Genomic DNA, 13,847 nt, shown 5'->3' on the forward strand with positions numbered 1-13,847 from the left:
CGGGCGAATGCCTCCTAGCGGACCCCTGTCTTCGGCGCTCGCGAAGATGTGCCAGAGTTGCCACGTCCGCCCTGTCAGGTCGTACCGTACGGCTGCGACAGGTGGGACCAGGTGGGGCCGCGGGAAGGGGCAGCCGGTTTTGAGCACGCACGCACCGCAGGCGGCGCAGGCCGTGACGCTGCCCACGACGCTGGACGAGGCGGTGGCGGCGCTCACCGCCATGCCCGCCGCCGTGCCCGTCGCGGGCGGCACCGACCTGATGGCCGCCGTCAACTCCGGGCAGCTCAGGCCCGCGGCGCTGGTCGGCCTCGGCAAGATCAGCGAGATCCGCGGCTGGCAGTACCAGGACGGCCACGCGCTGCTCGGCGCGGGCCTCACCCATGCCCGTATGGGCCGCCCCGACTTCGCCGCCCTCATCCCGGCGCTCGCCGCCTCCGCGCGTGCCGCCGGACCGCCGCACATCCGCAACGCGGGCACCCTGGGCGGCAACATCGCCTCCGCCGCCCCCACCGGTGACTCGCTGCCCGTGCTGGCCGCGCTGGAGGCGACGCTGATCATCGCGGGCCCGGGCGGAGCCCGCCGGGAGATCCCGGTGTCGCACCTGCTGGCCGGGATGGACATGCTGCGCGCCGGTGAACTCATCGGCTACGTGCGGGTGCCGCTGCTGCACGCCCCGCAGGTGTTCCTCAAGGCCACCGGCCGCACCGGCCCCGGCCGCGCGATGGCGTCCGTCGCCCTGGTGCTCGACCCCGCCCGGCGCGGCGTCCGCTGCGCGGTGGGCGCCATAGCGCCGATGGCGCTGCGGCCCCTGGAGGCCGAGCAGTGGGTCGCCCAGCTCATCGACTGGGACAACAACCGCGCGATCGTGCCGGAGGCGCTGAACGCGTTCGGGGAGTACGTCGCCGCGGCCTGCATCCCCGACCCGGTCCCCGAGGAGGACGGCTCCGTCCCGCCGTTGCCCCCCGCGGTACTGCATCTGCGGCGCACCGTCGCCGCGCTGGCCCGACGAGCACTGGGGAGGGCGCTGTCGTGACCGACGACCAGCACGGAGAGGGCACGTCCCAGGGCGGCGGCAGCCGTTGGGACCCGTTGCCCCAGGGCGACTACGACGACGGCGCCACGGCCTTCGTGAACCTCCCCGAGGGGGGCATCGACGCCCTGCTGGACTCGATGGAGAGCCCGCTCGCCGCACCCGGCCACGGCTATGTGCCGCCGCCGATCACCGTCACCCCCGCCACCTCGGGCACCGACCCGGCGGCCACCGCCGGCTGGGGGGTGCCGGGCGCCGCCGTGCCGGGTGCGCCCGTCGACGGCGCCCAGTGGCACGCCCCGTACGACCCGCAGTCCCCGTACGATCCGCAGGCCGACCCGTCCGGGCAGGCCGACCCGTCGGGGCGGGGCGGACCCGAGGCGCGGGCCGCGCAGGGGCACAGCGGGCAGGACCGGTTCACGTACGACCCCGGGGCCTCCGGGCAGTGGGCCTTCGAGGAGCCGCCCGCCGAGGGGAACCCGGCACCGGGTTCCGACGTGACCGGGCAGTGGTCGATCCCCGTGGCCGAGGGCGACCTCCCGGACGAGTCCGGCGAGTTCACCACCTCCGCCCTGGCCGAACAGTGGGGCGCCACCCCGCCGGTCACCCCGCCCGCCACCCTTCCGGGCGGCGCCCCCGCGCCCTGGGCCACGCAGGCCATCGGACAGCCGTGGGGACCGGGTGTGCCGGGTGTGGACCCGAACCACACCGAGACCGGCTCCGAGCCCGGTTCCGGCCGGGAGCAGGACGGCCCGGGGCCCGACTGGCGGGCCGAGCCGGATGCCTACCGGGAGGCGGCCGGGGCGCCGTCCGCCCCGGAGCTCCGCGAGCACCCGCAACCGGGCACGGAGGACGCCGTACGGCCCGCTCCCGGCCCCGGAGAGCCTGCAGGGCCCGCCGAGGGCGCCCGGCGCCCCGAAGCCCCGCACGGGGCCCAGGAAGCCCCGGAACGCCCCGCCGGTGACGACGCGTCCGCGCCGACCGCCGCCCCCGAGACCGCACCGGACGGCGGGAACACCGCGGAGGGCCCGGCCGGTCCGGACGCCCCGGAGGCGGCAGAACACCCTGAACCCCCCGCGTCCCCCGCGCCGGACGGCTCGTCAGCCGGGCCCGAACCGCTCCCCGGCGCCGCGCACGACGACCACCCCCTCGCCACCTACGTGCTGAGCGTCAACGGCACCGACCGGCCCGTCACCGACGCCTGGATCGGCGAGTCGCTGCTCTACGTGCTGCGTGAGCGCCTCGGGCTCGCCGGCGCCAAGGACGGCTGCTCACAGGGCGAGTGCGGGGCCTGCAACGTGCAGGTCGACGGCCGGCTCGTGGCGTCCTGCCTGGTGCCGGCCGTCACCACGGCCGGCAGCGAGGTCCGTACCGTCGAGGGCCTCGCCCAGGACGGGCAGCCGTCGGACGTGCAGCGGGCACTCGCGCGGTGCGGCGCGGTGCAGTGCGGCTTCTGCGTACCGGGCATGGCGATGACCGTGCACGACCTGCTGGAGGGCAACCCGGCGCCCAGCCGGCTGGAGACCCGCCAGGCGCTGTGCGGCAACCTGTGCCGCTGCTCCGGCTACCGGGGCGTGGTGGAGGCGGTCCAGGAGGTCGTCGCCGAACGCGAGGCACACGCCGAGCACACCGAATCCGACCCGGACACGGACCCGGGCACGGGCCCGGACGAGCCCCGTATCCCGCACCAGGCCGGACCGGGCGCCGGCGGCGTCAACCCCGCCGCGTTCCCGCACCCCGGACCGCACGACCGGCCCCACGGCCGGGACGGAGGCCAGGCGTGAGCAACGAAGCCGCCACCGTGCAGGCCGCACGGACCGCGGAGGACGCACCCCGGGCGGAACCGGCCCCGCACGGACTGGGCACCTCCCTGCCGGCCGCCGACACCCGCGCCAAGACCGAGGGCACCTTCCCGTACGCCGCCGACCTGTGGGCCGAGGGCCTGCTGTGGGCGGCCGTGCTGCGCTCGCCCCACCCGCACGCGCGCATCCTGTCCATCGACACCACCCACGCGCGCGAGATGCCCGGGGTGCGGGCCGTCGTCACCCACGAGGACGTCCCCGGCGACCCGCTGTACGGCCGTGGCCGCGCCGACCGCCCGGTCTTCGCCTCCGACGTCGTGCGCCACCACGGCGAGGCCATCGCCGCCGTCGCCGCCGACCACCCGGACACCGCGCGGCTGGCCGCCGCCGCCGTCATCGTCGAGTACGAGGTGCTCGACCCGGTGATCGACCCCGAACAGGCCTTCGAGGCCGAGCCGTTGCACCCCGACGGCAACCTGATCCGGCACATCCCGCTGCGCCACGGCGACCCGGACGCGGTCGGTGACCTCGTCGTCGAGGGCCTGTACCGCATCGGCCGCCAGGACCCCGCCCCCATCGGCGCCGAGGCCGGACTCGCCGTACCCCGCCCCGACGGGGGCGTCGAGCTGTACCTGGCCTCCACCGACCCGCACGGCGACCGGGACACCGCCGCCGCCGCGTTCGGCCTGGAACCCGACCGCGTCAAGGTCGTCGTCACCGGTGTGCCCGGCGCCATCGCCGACCGCGAGGACCAGAGCTTCCAGTTGCCGCTCGGCCTGCTGGCGCTGAGGACCGGTTGCCCGGTCAAACTCACCGCCACGCGTGAGGAGTCCTTCCTCGGCCACGCCCACCGGCACCCCACCCTGCTGCGCTACCGCCACCACGCCGACGCCGAGGGCAAGTTGGTGAAGGTCGAGGCGCAGATCCTGCTCGACGCGGGCGCCTACGCCGACACCTCCTCCGACGCCCTGGCCGCCGCCGTCGCCTTCGCCTGCGGCCCCTACGTCGTCCCGAACGCCTTCATCGAGGGCTGGGCGGTCCGCACCAACAACCCGCCCTCCGGCCATGTGCGCGGCGAGGGCGCCCTGCAGGTGTGCGCCGCCCACGAGGCGCAGATGGACAAGCTGGCCAAGAAGCTCGGCCTCGACCCGGCCGAGCTGCGTCTGCGCAACGTCATGGCGACCGGCGACGTCCTGCCCACCGGCCAGACCGTGACCTGTCCCGCCCCGGTCGCCGAACTCCTCGAAGCGGTACAGGACTTCCCGCTGCCGCCGCTGCCCAAGGACACCCCCGCGGAGGAGTGGCTGCTGCCCGGCGGCCCCGAGGGCGCCGGGGAACCGGGCGCGGTGCGCCGCGGTGTGGGCTACGGCCTCGGCATGGTGCACATGCTCGGCGGCGAGGGCGCGGACGAGGTGTCCACGGCCACCGTGAAGGTCCAGGACGGCGTGGCGACGGTGCTGTGCGCGGCCGTCGAGACCGGCCAGGGATTCACCACACTGGCCCGGCAGATCGTCCAGGAGGTCCTCGGCGTCGACGAGGTGCGGGTGGCCCCCGTGGACACCGACCAGCCCCCGGCGGGCGCGGGCTGCCGCGGCCGGCACACCTGGGTGTCGGGCGGCGCGGTGGAGCGCGCGGCGAAGATGGTCCGCACCCAGCTCCTCCAGCCCCTGGCCCACAAGTTTGGCATGTCCGCCGAGCTGCTCCAGATCACCGACGGCAGGATCACCTCGTACGACGGGGTGCTGTCGACGACCGTCGCCGAGGCCCTGGCCGGCAAGGAACTGTGGGCCACCGCCCAGTGCCGTCCGCATCCCACGGAACCCCTGGACGACTTCGGCCAGGGCGACGCCTTCGTCGGGATGTCCTTCTGCGCGATCCGCGCGGTGGTCGACGTCGACATCGAGATCGGCTCGGTACGGGTCGTGGAACTGGCCGTCGCCCAGGACGTGGGCCGGGTGCTGAACCCGGCTCAGCTGGCCGCCCGGATCGAGGCGGGGGTGACCCAGGGCGTGGGTGCCGCGCTCACCGAGAACCTGCGCACGCCCCGCGGCCTGGTCCGCCACCCCGACCTCACCGGCTACGCCCTCCCGACCGCCCTGGACGCACCCGACATCCAGATCGTGAAGCTCGTGGAGGAGCGGGACGTGGTCGCCCCCTTCGGCGCGAAGGCGGTCAGCGCGGTGCCGGTGGTGACCTCCCCGGCGGCCATCGCCTCCGCCGTCCGGGCCGCCACCGGCCGCCCGGTCAACCGCCTGCCGATCCGTCCCCAGGCCGCGGTGGTGACCAGCGGCTGACGGCGGCTGCCGGAGAAGGTATTTCAGGTTGCTTCGCGCGCGGAGGCAACGCACAGTGGTGTTCGCGCGTCTTGTGGGGTGAGGGCGGCCGTGTCGGTGGGCGGCCGCCTGCCCGTCCGGCCGTCCGCCGGGCCGTCCGTCCCTTGTGGACCGGGGCGTTGTCAGTGGCGGCGCGTAGTCTTCCGAGTGGTGGGGGACGGCTGCCGACCCGATGGCGCGGGGGCCCCTCCTGCCCGGGTGGGGCGCGGCCGCCCGGAGCGGCGGAGCACGGGACACGGGACTGAGCACACGAATGCGCGGGGGAGCCATGAGCACGATCGACACCGTTGCCGCGGATGTCGTGGACGTCGCGGCAGCGATCACCCTGACCGAGGACGCCCTCGACCCGTTCGTCACGCACGCGTCCACGCGCCGCTGGCTGACCGGCCCCGGACTGCCGTGCGACAGCGGTCTGTTCAGTTTCGCGCGGCTGCGGACCGAGGGCCTGCGCACCGTCGCCGGCTCGACGGGCGGCGCGGGGGGCCGGCTGGTCATCGGCGGGCTGCTCGGCCCGGCCGGTACGGAGACCGAGTCGGTCCTGCTGGACGGGGCCACCGGCGAGGTCTCGACGACGTACCTCTTCCCCGACAGCCCGGACTTCCCCGACCGCCCCGACCTGATGGACGTCCGCCCGCTCGCCCCGTCGCTGCCGACCCTGGTGCGGTTCGCCGCCGCGACGGACGAACTGGCGGGGCTGCGCGGCCAGTTCGCCGCCTATGCGGGCCGCTACGGCACGAAGGCGGTCGCCGAGGCCTCGCGGCAGCTGCTCGCGGTGTTCGAGGAGGGCGCGGACGGCGAGCCGGCCCCGCTGTGGCGGATGGCCGCGCTGATCCGGCCGCTGGCCCTGGTGGCGGGTCCGGGCACGACCTCGGGGCTCGCCCTGGACCTCCCGGTGCGCCTGCTGGACCAGGAGTTCGGCCGGGGCGGTGTGGTCCGCTTCGAGGAGGTCGACTTCCCCGCCACGCTCACGCACGAGCCGACCCGACGCTTCCTGTGCGAGACGGGCCTGCCCGAGGACGGCTTCCTGTTCCAGCTGGACACCGACCTGCCGCTGCGGACCCTCACGGAGTACTACGCCGACGGCGAGGGCGGGTTCCAGCCCGACCGCCTCCCCGCCCACGCCGACCGCCTCATACGCCTCGGCCATCTCATCGAGGACGACAGCCTGGTCGTCGACGGCGCCACCGGCGCGGTCCTGAACTGGAGCGAGCCGGACTCCGCCCTGTACCCGCTGAACACGGACATCTCGACCCTCGCCTTCACCCTCTGGCTGCTGCACCGCGAGCACGCCATCGACGAGGAGTCGGGCCACGCGCTGACCAGCGAGACGTACGACCAGCTGGCCATGACGATGATTCAGGTCCTGTCCGCCGTCGACCCCACGGGCACCACGACCGACGCGGACTGGCACTACTGGACGGAGCTGTTCCGGGACGAAGCGGGCGGAGCGCTCTGAGGCGCGCGCCTCAGCCGCCCGCCCGCAACGGGCATCCGGTGCCGACGCGCGCGGTGAGTTCGGCGCGCAGGGCGGTGAGTTCCGCCATCCGCACGTCGACGACCCGGATTTTCTCCGCGAACAGCGCGGACAGCGCCTGCGCGGTGTCCGGGGCGTCGCGCAGTTCCTCACCATGGCGTGCGATCTCTGCCAGGGAGAACCCGAGCGTCTGCGCGGTGCGGACGTACTGCAGCCAGACCACCGTCTCGGGCGCGAAGTCGCGGTAACCGCTGGGCAGCCGCCGACTCGTGACGAGGCCGAGCTTCTCGTAGAACCGGACGGTGTCCCTGGACAGGCCCGTCCGTGTGGCCAACTCCCCTATCAGCATGGCCCTCCGTCGGCCGGTGGCTTGACCTTGGACCCTACTCCACTGTTTAGCGTGAGGCATCGCCACCGCCGACCAGCAGGAGCTTCCTCGTGCCTCTCCTCCCCTCTCCTTCCCAGGCCTCCTACCTCCGTGTCGTACGGGCGAGTGCCTGGTACGACCTCGTCGTCACGGCCGGATTCGCGACCCCCTGGACCTACGCCCTGGCACACGGCCTGCTGTCGTCGGCGGGTGACGCCCTCGGGCTGGGCGCCCTGCCCGACCGCGACCCGGTGCAGACCCTGTACGCGAATCTGATGGGTTCGGTCGTGGTCGTCTGGTCCGTCCTGCGCCTCAGGAGGACACGGCCAGCACACGGAATCTACGACGGCGCTGCCCGCACGCTGTTCTCGGCCTGGTTCGCGTACGCACTGGCCAGCGGCGCCACGGGGCTGCTGTGGCTGTTCCTCGCCGTGGAGGCGGCGTTCGGCGTGGTCCAGCTCGTGCCGTGGTGGCGGCGGGCGGACGAGCAGAAGGACGGAGTGGAAGCGGCGCTCGGCGGAACGATGGGGTGACCCTCGCGAGGACCCGGTGGTCCTGCGGCGCCGGATAGCCGTGACGTTCTCGCCCGAAGCGCCCGCGTCCAGCCGGGCATGGGTACATGGGCGGCAGAGGGATCAAGCGGCGGGCCTGGCCCTGCGTCTGCCAGGAGGCGCAGGGCCAGGAGCCGCGTTATCGCAGCTCAGAGGCCGTGGCGGGAATCGAACCCGCGTCATTCGCTTTGCAGGCGAACCCCTCGGCCACTCGGGCACACGGCCGGGCCGGAGACGAGGCGTGTCCTTCGACGCCCCGCCGCCGTGAACTCGGTACGCCGACCGTACGGCGGGCCGGCAGCGGTGCTCAAGGAATCCCGGGGCGCCGCAACGGGACTGCCACACGCCGTTCATGAACCCCGTCCGGCCGGCGGGGGAGTACGACCAAGGTCCCGGTGCCGGACCGACCTCCGACAGGAGTAATGCCCTGCCGCGGCCCTTACCCTGGCGGTCATGACCGCCCTGAATTCCCGCGACACCGGGGTCGCCGAGACCCCCGACGCCCCCGGACCCGTCCCGCCCGCCGAACGCGACGAGACCGTGCTGAGCGGTCCCTACCGGGCGCTGAGCATCGGGATCGTCTCCGTGGTGCTGCTGATCGCCTTCGAGGCGACCGCGGTGGGTACGGCGATGCCGGTGGCGGCGCGGGAGCTGGACGGGGTGTCCCTGTACGCGTTCGCGTTCTCGGGGTACTTCACGACGAGCCTGTTCGGGATGGTGCTCTCCGGCCAGTGGTCGGACCGGCGCGGCCCGCTCGCGCCGCTCACCTGGGGCATCGCCTCCTTCGCCGTCGGTCTGCTGCTCTCCGGGACGGCGGGCGCGATGTGGCCGTTCATCCTCGGGCGGGCCGTGCAGGGGCTCGGCGGCGGGCTGGTGATCGTCGCGCTGTACGTCGTGGTCGGGCGGGCCTACCCGGAGCGGCTGCGACCGGCGATCATGGCCGCGTTCGCGGCGAGCTGGGTCGTGCCGTCGATCGTCGGCCCGCTGGCCTCCGGCACGGTGACCGAACACCTCGGCTGGCGGTGGGTGTTCCTCGGCATCCCGGCGCTGGTGGTGTTCCCGCTGGCCCTGGCGCTGCCGCAGATACGCCGCCTGGCGTCCGGTCCGGTGAGCCACGGCGCGGACGCGCCGGCCTCCTTCGACCGTCGCCGCATCCGGCTCGCCCTGGCGATCTCCTTCGGCGCCGGACTGCTCCAGTACGCCGCCCAGGACCTGCGCTGGATCTCCTTGCTGCCGGGCGCGCTGGGCGTGGTGCTGCTCGTCCCCGCGGTGCTGGGGCTGCTTCCGCGCGGCACCTGGCGGGCGGCCCGCGGACTGCCCTCGGTGGTGCTGCTGCGCGGCGTCGCCGCCGGGTCCTTCATCGCCGCGGAGTCCTTCGTCCCGCTGATGCTGGTCACCCAGCGGGGACTCAGCCCCACGCTCGCCGGGTTCTCGCTCGCGGCGGGCGGCGTGACCTGGGCACTGGGCTCCTGGCTCCAGTCGCGGCCGCGGCTGGAGCCGTACCGGGAGCGGCTGATGACCCTCGGGATGCTGCTGGTGGCGGCGTCCATCGCGGGGGCCCCGAGCGTGCTGATCCCCGCGGTGCCCGCCTGGGCGACGGCCGTCGCCTGGGCCTTCGGCTGCCTCGGGATGGGCCTGGTGATCTCCTCCACCAGCGTGCTGCTGCTCCAGCTCTCCGCCCCCGAGGAGGCCGGCGCCAACTCCGCCGCGCTCCAGATCTCCGACGGCCTCTCCAACGTCCTCCTCCTGGCCATGGGTGGCGCCGCCTTCGCCGCCCTCGGCGGCGGCATGGCCGGCCACGCGGCCGTGGAGGCCGCCGGCACCGGCTCTCACCCGGCGGCCTTCGCCGCGGTGTTCCTGCCGATGGCGGCGGTGGCCCTGGCGGGCGTGTGGGTGACGAGGCGGTTGCGGGTATCCAAGTGACACTGCGTGGTACCACGTAGTACCGTCGGGGCATGGCTGGACTGAACCTGCGGTTTACCGACGAAGAGCTCGACGCCCTGCGTGAGCGTGCGGCTGCGGAAGGGCGCAGCATGCAGGCCTTCGCGCACGACGCGGTGGTCGCGGCCATAAACGAGCATTCGCGGCTGTTCAACGAGGCGGCCGAGCACGTGCTGAAGGCCAGTGCGGAGCTGAACCGGAGGCTCGCCTGATGCACTACCTCACGCTGCCCGAGTTGCTGAACCTTGCGAAGCGGCTCGGGGAGGAGGCGGTGCGCGATTACGGGTTGCTGGACTCGGCGCTGGCGCGTCCGCAGTCGAGCGTGTTCGGCCAAGACGCCTATCCGGACGTATGGCAGAAGGCCGCAGCGCTGATGGAGTCCCTCGCGCGCAACCACGCTCTCGTCGACGGGAACAAGCGCCTCGCCTGGTACGCGACCTGGGTCTTCCTGCACATGAACGGGCATGCGCTGGATCCGGACTTCGACGTGGACGAGGCGGAGAGGTTTGTCCTGGACGTCTGCCAGGGCGCACTGGACGTGCCCAAGATCGCATCCCAGTTGCCGCGTTTCGCGCGCTGAATGTGAACTCGGTCCCACCCGGGGGTGCCCCTGCACGGCCCGGGGGACCGGGGTGCCGGGCCACGGATATGGTGGCCCGGTCGTCCTCGGCGGCCGTGCCGCCCGAACCAGCCCCCGTCCCCCCCACGGAGACCGTGACTACCGCCGCCGCTTCCGCCTCGCACCACTTGTCCCCCGCCTTTCCCGGCCGTGCCCCCTGGGGTACCGCCGGGAAGCTGCGCGCCTGGCAGCAGGGGGCGATGGAGAAGTACCTGCAGCAACAGCCGCGCGACTTCCTGGCGGTCGCCACCCCGGGCGCCGGGAAGACGACCTTCGCGCTGACGCTGGCCTCCTGGCTGCTGCACCACCACGTCGTGCAGCAGGTGACCGTCGTCGCGCCCACCGAGCACCTGAAGAAGCAGTGGGCCGAGGCCGCCGCGCGGATCGGCATCAAACTGGACCCCGAGTACAGCGCGGGCCCGCTCGGCAAGGACTACCACGGCGTCGCCGTCACCTACGCCGGCGTCGGGGTCCGCCCCATGCTGCACCGCAACCGCGTCGAGCAGCGCAAGACCCTCGTCATCCTCGACGAGATCCACCACGCCGGTGACAGCAAGTCCTGGGGCGAGGCGTGCCTGGAGGCGTTCGAGCCGGCCACCCGCAGGCTGGCGCTCACCGGTACGCCCTTCCGGTCCGACACCAACCCCATCCCGTTCGTGGCGTACGAGGAGGGCGACGACGGCATCCGCCGGTCGGCCGCCGACTACACCTACGGCTACGGTTCCGCGCTCCGCGACAGCGTCGTCCGTCCCGTCATCTTCCTCTCCTACAGCGGCAACATGCGCTGGCGCACCAAGGCCGGCGACGAGGTCGAGGCCCGCCTCGGCGAGCCCATGACCAAGGACGCGATCAGCCAGGCCTGGCGCACCGCCCTCGACCCGCGCGGCGAGTGGATGCCGTCCGTGCTGCGCGCCGCCGACCAGCGGCTGACCGAGGTCAGGAAGTCCGTCCCGGACGCCGGAGCCCTCGTCATCGCCACCGACCAGGACTCCGCCCGCGCCTACGCCAAGCTGATCCGTGAGATCACCGGCGACAAGCCCACCGTCGTCCTGTCCGACGACACCGGCGCCTCGAAACGGATCGACGACTTCAGCGGCAACGACGACCGCTGGATGGTCGCCGTCCGCATGGTCTCCGAAGGCGTCGACGTACCGCGCCTCGCGGTCGGCGTGTACGCCACCACCATCTCCACCCCGCTGTTCTTCGCCCAGGCCGTCGGCCGTTTCGTACGGTCCCGGCGGCGCGGCGAGACCGCGTCCGTGTTCCTGCCGACCATCCCGAACCTGCTGGAGTTCGCGAACGAGATGGAACGCGAACGCGACCACATCCTCGACAAGCCCAAGAAGGACGGCGAGGAGGACCCGTACGCCGAGTCCGAGAAGGAGATGGACGAGGCGAACCGGGAGCAGGACGAGGACACCGGCGAGGACATGCTGCCCTTCGAGGCACTGGAGTCCGACGCCGTCTTCGACCGGGTCACCTACAACGGCGCCGACTTCGGCATGCAGGCCCACCCCGGCAGCGAGGAGGAGCAGGACTACCTCGGCATCCCGGGGCTCCTCGAACCCGACCAGGTGGAGCTGCTGCTGCAGAAGCGGCAGGCCCGGCAGATCGCGCACAGCCGCAAGAAGCCGGACAGCGAGGCCGACCTGCTCGAACTGCCCGCCGAGCGGCGCCCCGTGGTCTCCCACAAGGAGATGATGGAACTGCGCCGGCAGCTCAACAACATGGTCGGCGCCTACGTCCACCAGAGCGGCAAACCACACGGCGTCATCCACACGGAGCTGCGCCGCGTCTGCGGTGGACCGCCCGCCGCGGAGGCCACACCGAACCAACTGCGCCAGCGGATCGCCAAGGTGCAGGAGTGGGCCACCCGCATGCGGTGACCCGCCCCGCCGGCGCACGCCCGCCGACGCACGCCCGGTGGTCGAATCGGGACAAAAAACGCCAGTTCAGGGGCAATGGTGCCCGGATTCTGGACAAAGTCTTCCGCTGACCGGACCGGCTCGCTACTGTCCGGCTACGCACACGCCCCGTGGCAGCGCCGCCGCGGAGCGCAGCCGTGAAGCGACCGTGCCCGGGACATGGCCGGGCCGCCGGCCGATCGGCGGCCTCTGAAGCGCGTCGCCGACGGGACTCGGTGACGCATATGCCGCGAGAGGGCCGTCGACCTCACCACGAAGGAGTGGGCGTCGTGACCGCGGAGACCTCTCAGACGCTCGACAGGGGACTGCGGGTCCTCAAGCTGCTGGCCGATACGGACCACGGCCTGACCGTCACCGAGCTTTCCCACAGACTGGGCGTGAACCGGACCGTCGTGTACCGGTTGCTCGCCACACTGGAACAGCACGCGCTGGTACGCCGCGATCTCGGCGGCCGGGCCCGGGTCGGGCTCGGCGTGCTGCGGCTGGGCCACCAGGTGCACCCGCTGGTACGGGAGGCGGCGATGCCGGCCCTCCGGTCGCTGGCGGAGGACATCGGCGCGACCGCGCACCTGACCCTGGTCGACGGGGCGGACGCGCTGGCCGTGGCGGTGGTGGAACCGTCGTGGACGGACTACCACGTCGCCTACCGCGCCGGGTTCCGGCACCCGCTGGAACGGGGCGCCGCCGGCAAGGCGATCCTCTCGGCCCGCCTGCACCGGCCCGACGACCCCGGATACACCCTCACCCACGGCGAACTGGAGGCCGGGGCGTGCGGGGCGGCGGCGCCCCTGCTGGGAGTCACCGGGGTCGAGGGCAGCGTCGGCGTGGTGATGCTGGCCGACGTGGTCCCCGAACGGGTCGGCCCCCGGGTCATGGACGCGGCCCGCGAGGTCGCGGAAGCGCTGCGCTGACGGTCGGGGGACGCCGTGCCGAGAGCCGCGGGGCACTGCGCCGACGGTCGGCGGGGGCAGCGCGGCGAGGCACCACGTTAGATTGATCCCGTGCTCTCTCGCCTCACACGTCCCCAGGCCCTGGCCGTCTGCGCCGCTCCCGTCGTCGCCCTGCTGGCCACGGCGGTCTTCGCGCCGCTGCCGTTCTCGGTGGCGCAGCCGGGGCTGACGGCCGACGTGCTCGGCAAGAACAAGGGCACGCAGGTCATCACCGTCTCCGGCGCGAAGACCCGCGAGACCACCGGTCAGCTGCGGATGACGACGATCGAGGCGACCTCCCCGGACACTCGGGTCGACCTCCCCGACGTGATCGACGGCTGGTTCGGCACCGACCAGGCGGTCATGCCCCGCGACTCGGTCTACCCCTCCGGGGGCGACGTCAAGGAGATCGAGCGGTACAACGAGAAGCAGATGAAGAAGTCGCAGGACGAGGCGACCCGGGCCGCGCTGGGCTACCTGGGCCTGGACGGCAAGGGCGTCAAGGTCGAGCTGGAGCTCGCCGACGTCGGCGGCCCCAGCGCCGGCCTGCTGTTCTCCCTCGGCATCGTCGACAAGCTGAACGGCGACGGCAGCGGCGGCGACCTCACCGGCGGCCGGGTCATCGCCGGTACGGGGACCATCGACGCGGACGGCACGGTCGGTGCCGTGGGCGGCGTGCCGCTGAAGACGCAGGCCGCCCGGCGGGACGGCGCGACCGTCTTCCTGGTGCCCGAGGCGGAATGCGGCCAGGCCCGGACCGAACTCCCGAAGGGGCTGCGCCTGATCCCGGTCACCACCCTCGAGGGCACCGTGGACGCCCTGGTCTCCCTGCAGAAGGGCACCGGCAAGGTCCCCAGCTGCTGACCGGGCGGCGGC

The 13,847-nt window shown here is 73.6% G+C and carries 12 protein-coding genes and 1 tRNA gene; 11 read left to right on the plus strand and 2 right to left on the minus strand.

Annotated features, from left to right (window positions below; all coding sequences use genetic code 11):
* The first annotated feature begins 139 nt into the window (after positions 1-139).
* The 4 genes from JL475_RS12165 to JL475_RS12180 all read left to right on the plus strand — a co-directional run bounded on the left by JL475_RS12165 (position 140) and on the right by JL475_RS12180 (position 6,621).
* A complete protein-coding gene (locus JL475_RS12165; protein WP_202277593.1) occupies positions 140-1,033 on the plus strand; it encodes a xanthine dehydrogenase family protein subunit M in 894 nt (297 codons plus the stop codon).
* Positions 1,030-2,814: a (2Fe-2S)-binding protein gene (locus JL475_RS12170; RefSeq protein WP_202277594.1), complete on the plus strand. Its 1,785-nt coding sequence runs from the start codon at positions 1,030-1,032 to the stop codon at positions 2,812-2,814. The genes JL475_RS12165 and JL475_RS12170 overlap by 4 nt, the downstream gene beginning before the upstream one ends.
* A complete protein-coding gene (locus tag JL475_RS12175; protein ID WP_202277595.1) occupies positions 2,811-5,126 on the plus strand; it encodes a molybdopterin cofactor-binding domain-containing protein in 2,316 nt (771 codons plus the stop codon). Before JL475_RS12170 ends, JL475_RS12175 begins: the two co-directional genes overlap by 4 nt.
* A gap of 307 nt (positions 5,127-5,433) precedes the next feature.
* Positions 5,434-6,621, plus strand: coding sequence for an SUKH-4 family immunity protein (locus tag JL475_RS12180; protein WP_202277596.1), 1,188 nt, complete (start codon positions 5,434-5,436; stop codon positions 6,619-6,621).
* 10 nt (positions 6,622-6,631) lie between these two features.
* Here JL475_RS12180 and JL475_RS12185 read toward each other — a convergent pair whose 3' ends face one another.
* Positions 6,632-6,988, minus strand: coding sequence for a MerR family transcriptional regulator (locus JL475_RS12185; RefSeq protein ID WP_202277597.1), 357 nt, complete (start codon positions 6,986-6,988; stop codon positions 6,632-6,634).
* Between the two features lie 89 nt (positions 6,989-7,077).
* Here JL475_RS12185 and JL475_RS12190 point away from each other — a divergent pair, with 89 nt between their 5' ends.
* The gene (locus JL475_RS12190) at positions 7,078-7,539 is read left to right on the plus strand and encodes a hypothetical protein (RefSeq protein WP_202277598.1); all 462 of its coding nucleotides are present in this window, start codon (positions 7,078-7,080) and stop codon (positions 7,537-7,539) included.
* 171 nt (positions 7,540-7,710) lie between these two features.
* Here JL475_RS12190 and JL475_RS12195 read toward each other — a convergent pair.
* Positions 7,711-7,782: transfer RNA gene (locus JL475_RS12195), tRNA-Cys, on the minus strand.
* A gap of 228 nt (positions 7,783-8,010) precedes the next feature.
* On the opposite strand from JL475_RS12195, the gene JL475_RS12200 reads away from it, so the two are divergent.
* The 6 genes from JL475_RS12200 to JL475_RS12225 all read left to right on the plus strand — a co-directional run bounded on the left by JL475_RS12200 (position 8,011) and on the right by JL475_RS12225 (position 13,835).
* Positions 8,011-9,480 carry an MFS transporter gene (locus tag JL475_RS12200; protein ID WP_202277599.1) on the plus strand — a complete coding sequence of 490 codons (1,470 nt, stop codon included), beginning with the start codon at positions 8,011-8,013 and terminating at the stop codon, positions 9,478-9,480.
* Between the two features lie 32 nt (positions 9,481-9,512).
* Complete coding sequence (locus JL475_RS12205; RefSeq protein ID WP_060892904.1) at positions 9,513-9,710, plus strand: hypothetical protein; 198 nt, start codon at positions 9,513-9,515, stop codon at positions 9,708-9,710.
* Complete coding sequence (locus JL475_RS12210; RefSeq protein ID WP_202277600.1) at positions 9,710-10,078, plus strand: type II toxin-antitoxin system death-on-curing family toxin; 369 nt, start codon at positions 9,710-9,712, stop codon at positions 10,076-10,078. Before JL475_RS12205 ends, JL475_RS12210 begins: the two co-directional genes overlap by 1 nt.
* Positions 10,079-10,212: 134 nt before the next feature.
* Positions 10,213-12,003, plus strand: coding sequence for a DEAD/DEAH box helicase (locus JL475_RS12215; protein ID WP_202277601.1), 1,791 nt, complete (start codon positions 10,213-10,215; stop codon positions 12,001-12,003).
* Between the two features lie 308 nt (positions 12,004-12,311).
* Positions 12,312-12,953: an IclR family transcriptional regulator gene (locus JL475_RS12220; RefSeq protein ID WP_202277602.1), complete on the plus strand. Its 642-nt coding sequence runs from the start codon at positions 12,312-12,314 to the stop codon at positions 12,951-12,953.
* Between the two features lie 90 nt (positions 12,954-13,043).
* Positions 13,044-13,835 (plus strand): S16 family serine protease, encoded by a 792-nt coding sequence (locus JL475_RS12225; RefSeq protein ID WP_202277603.1) that lies wholly within the window; start codon positions 13,044-13,046, stop codon positions 13,833-13,835.
* Positions 13,836-13,847: the final 12 nt, after the last annotated feature.

The organism is Streptomyces sp. M2CJ-2, from assembly GCF_016757295.1.
Taxonomy (GTDB): domain Bacteria; phylum Actinomycetota; class Actinomycetes; order Streptomycetales; family Streptomycetaceae; genus Streptomyces.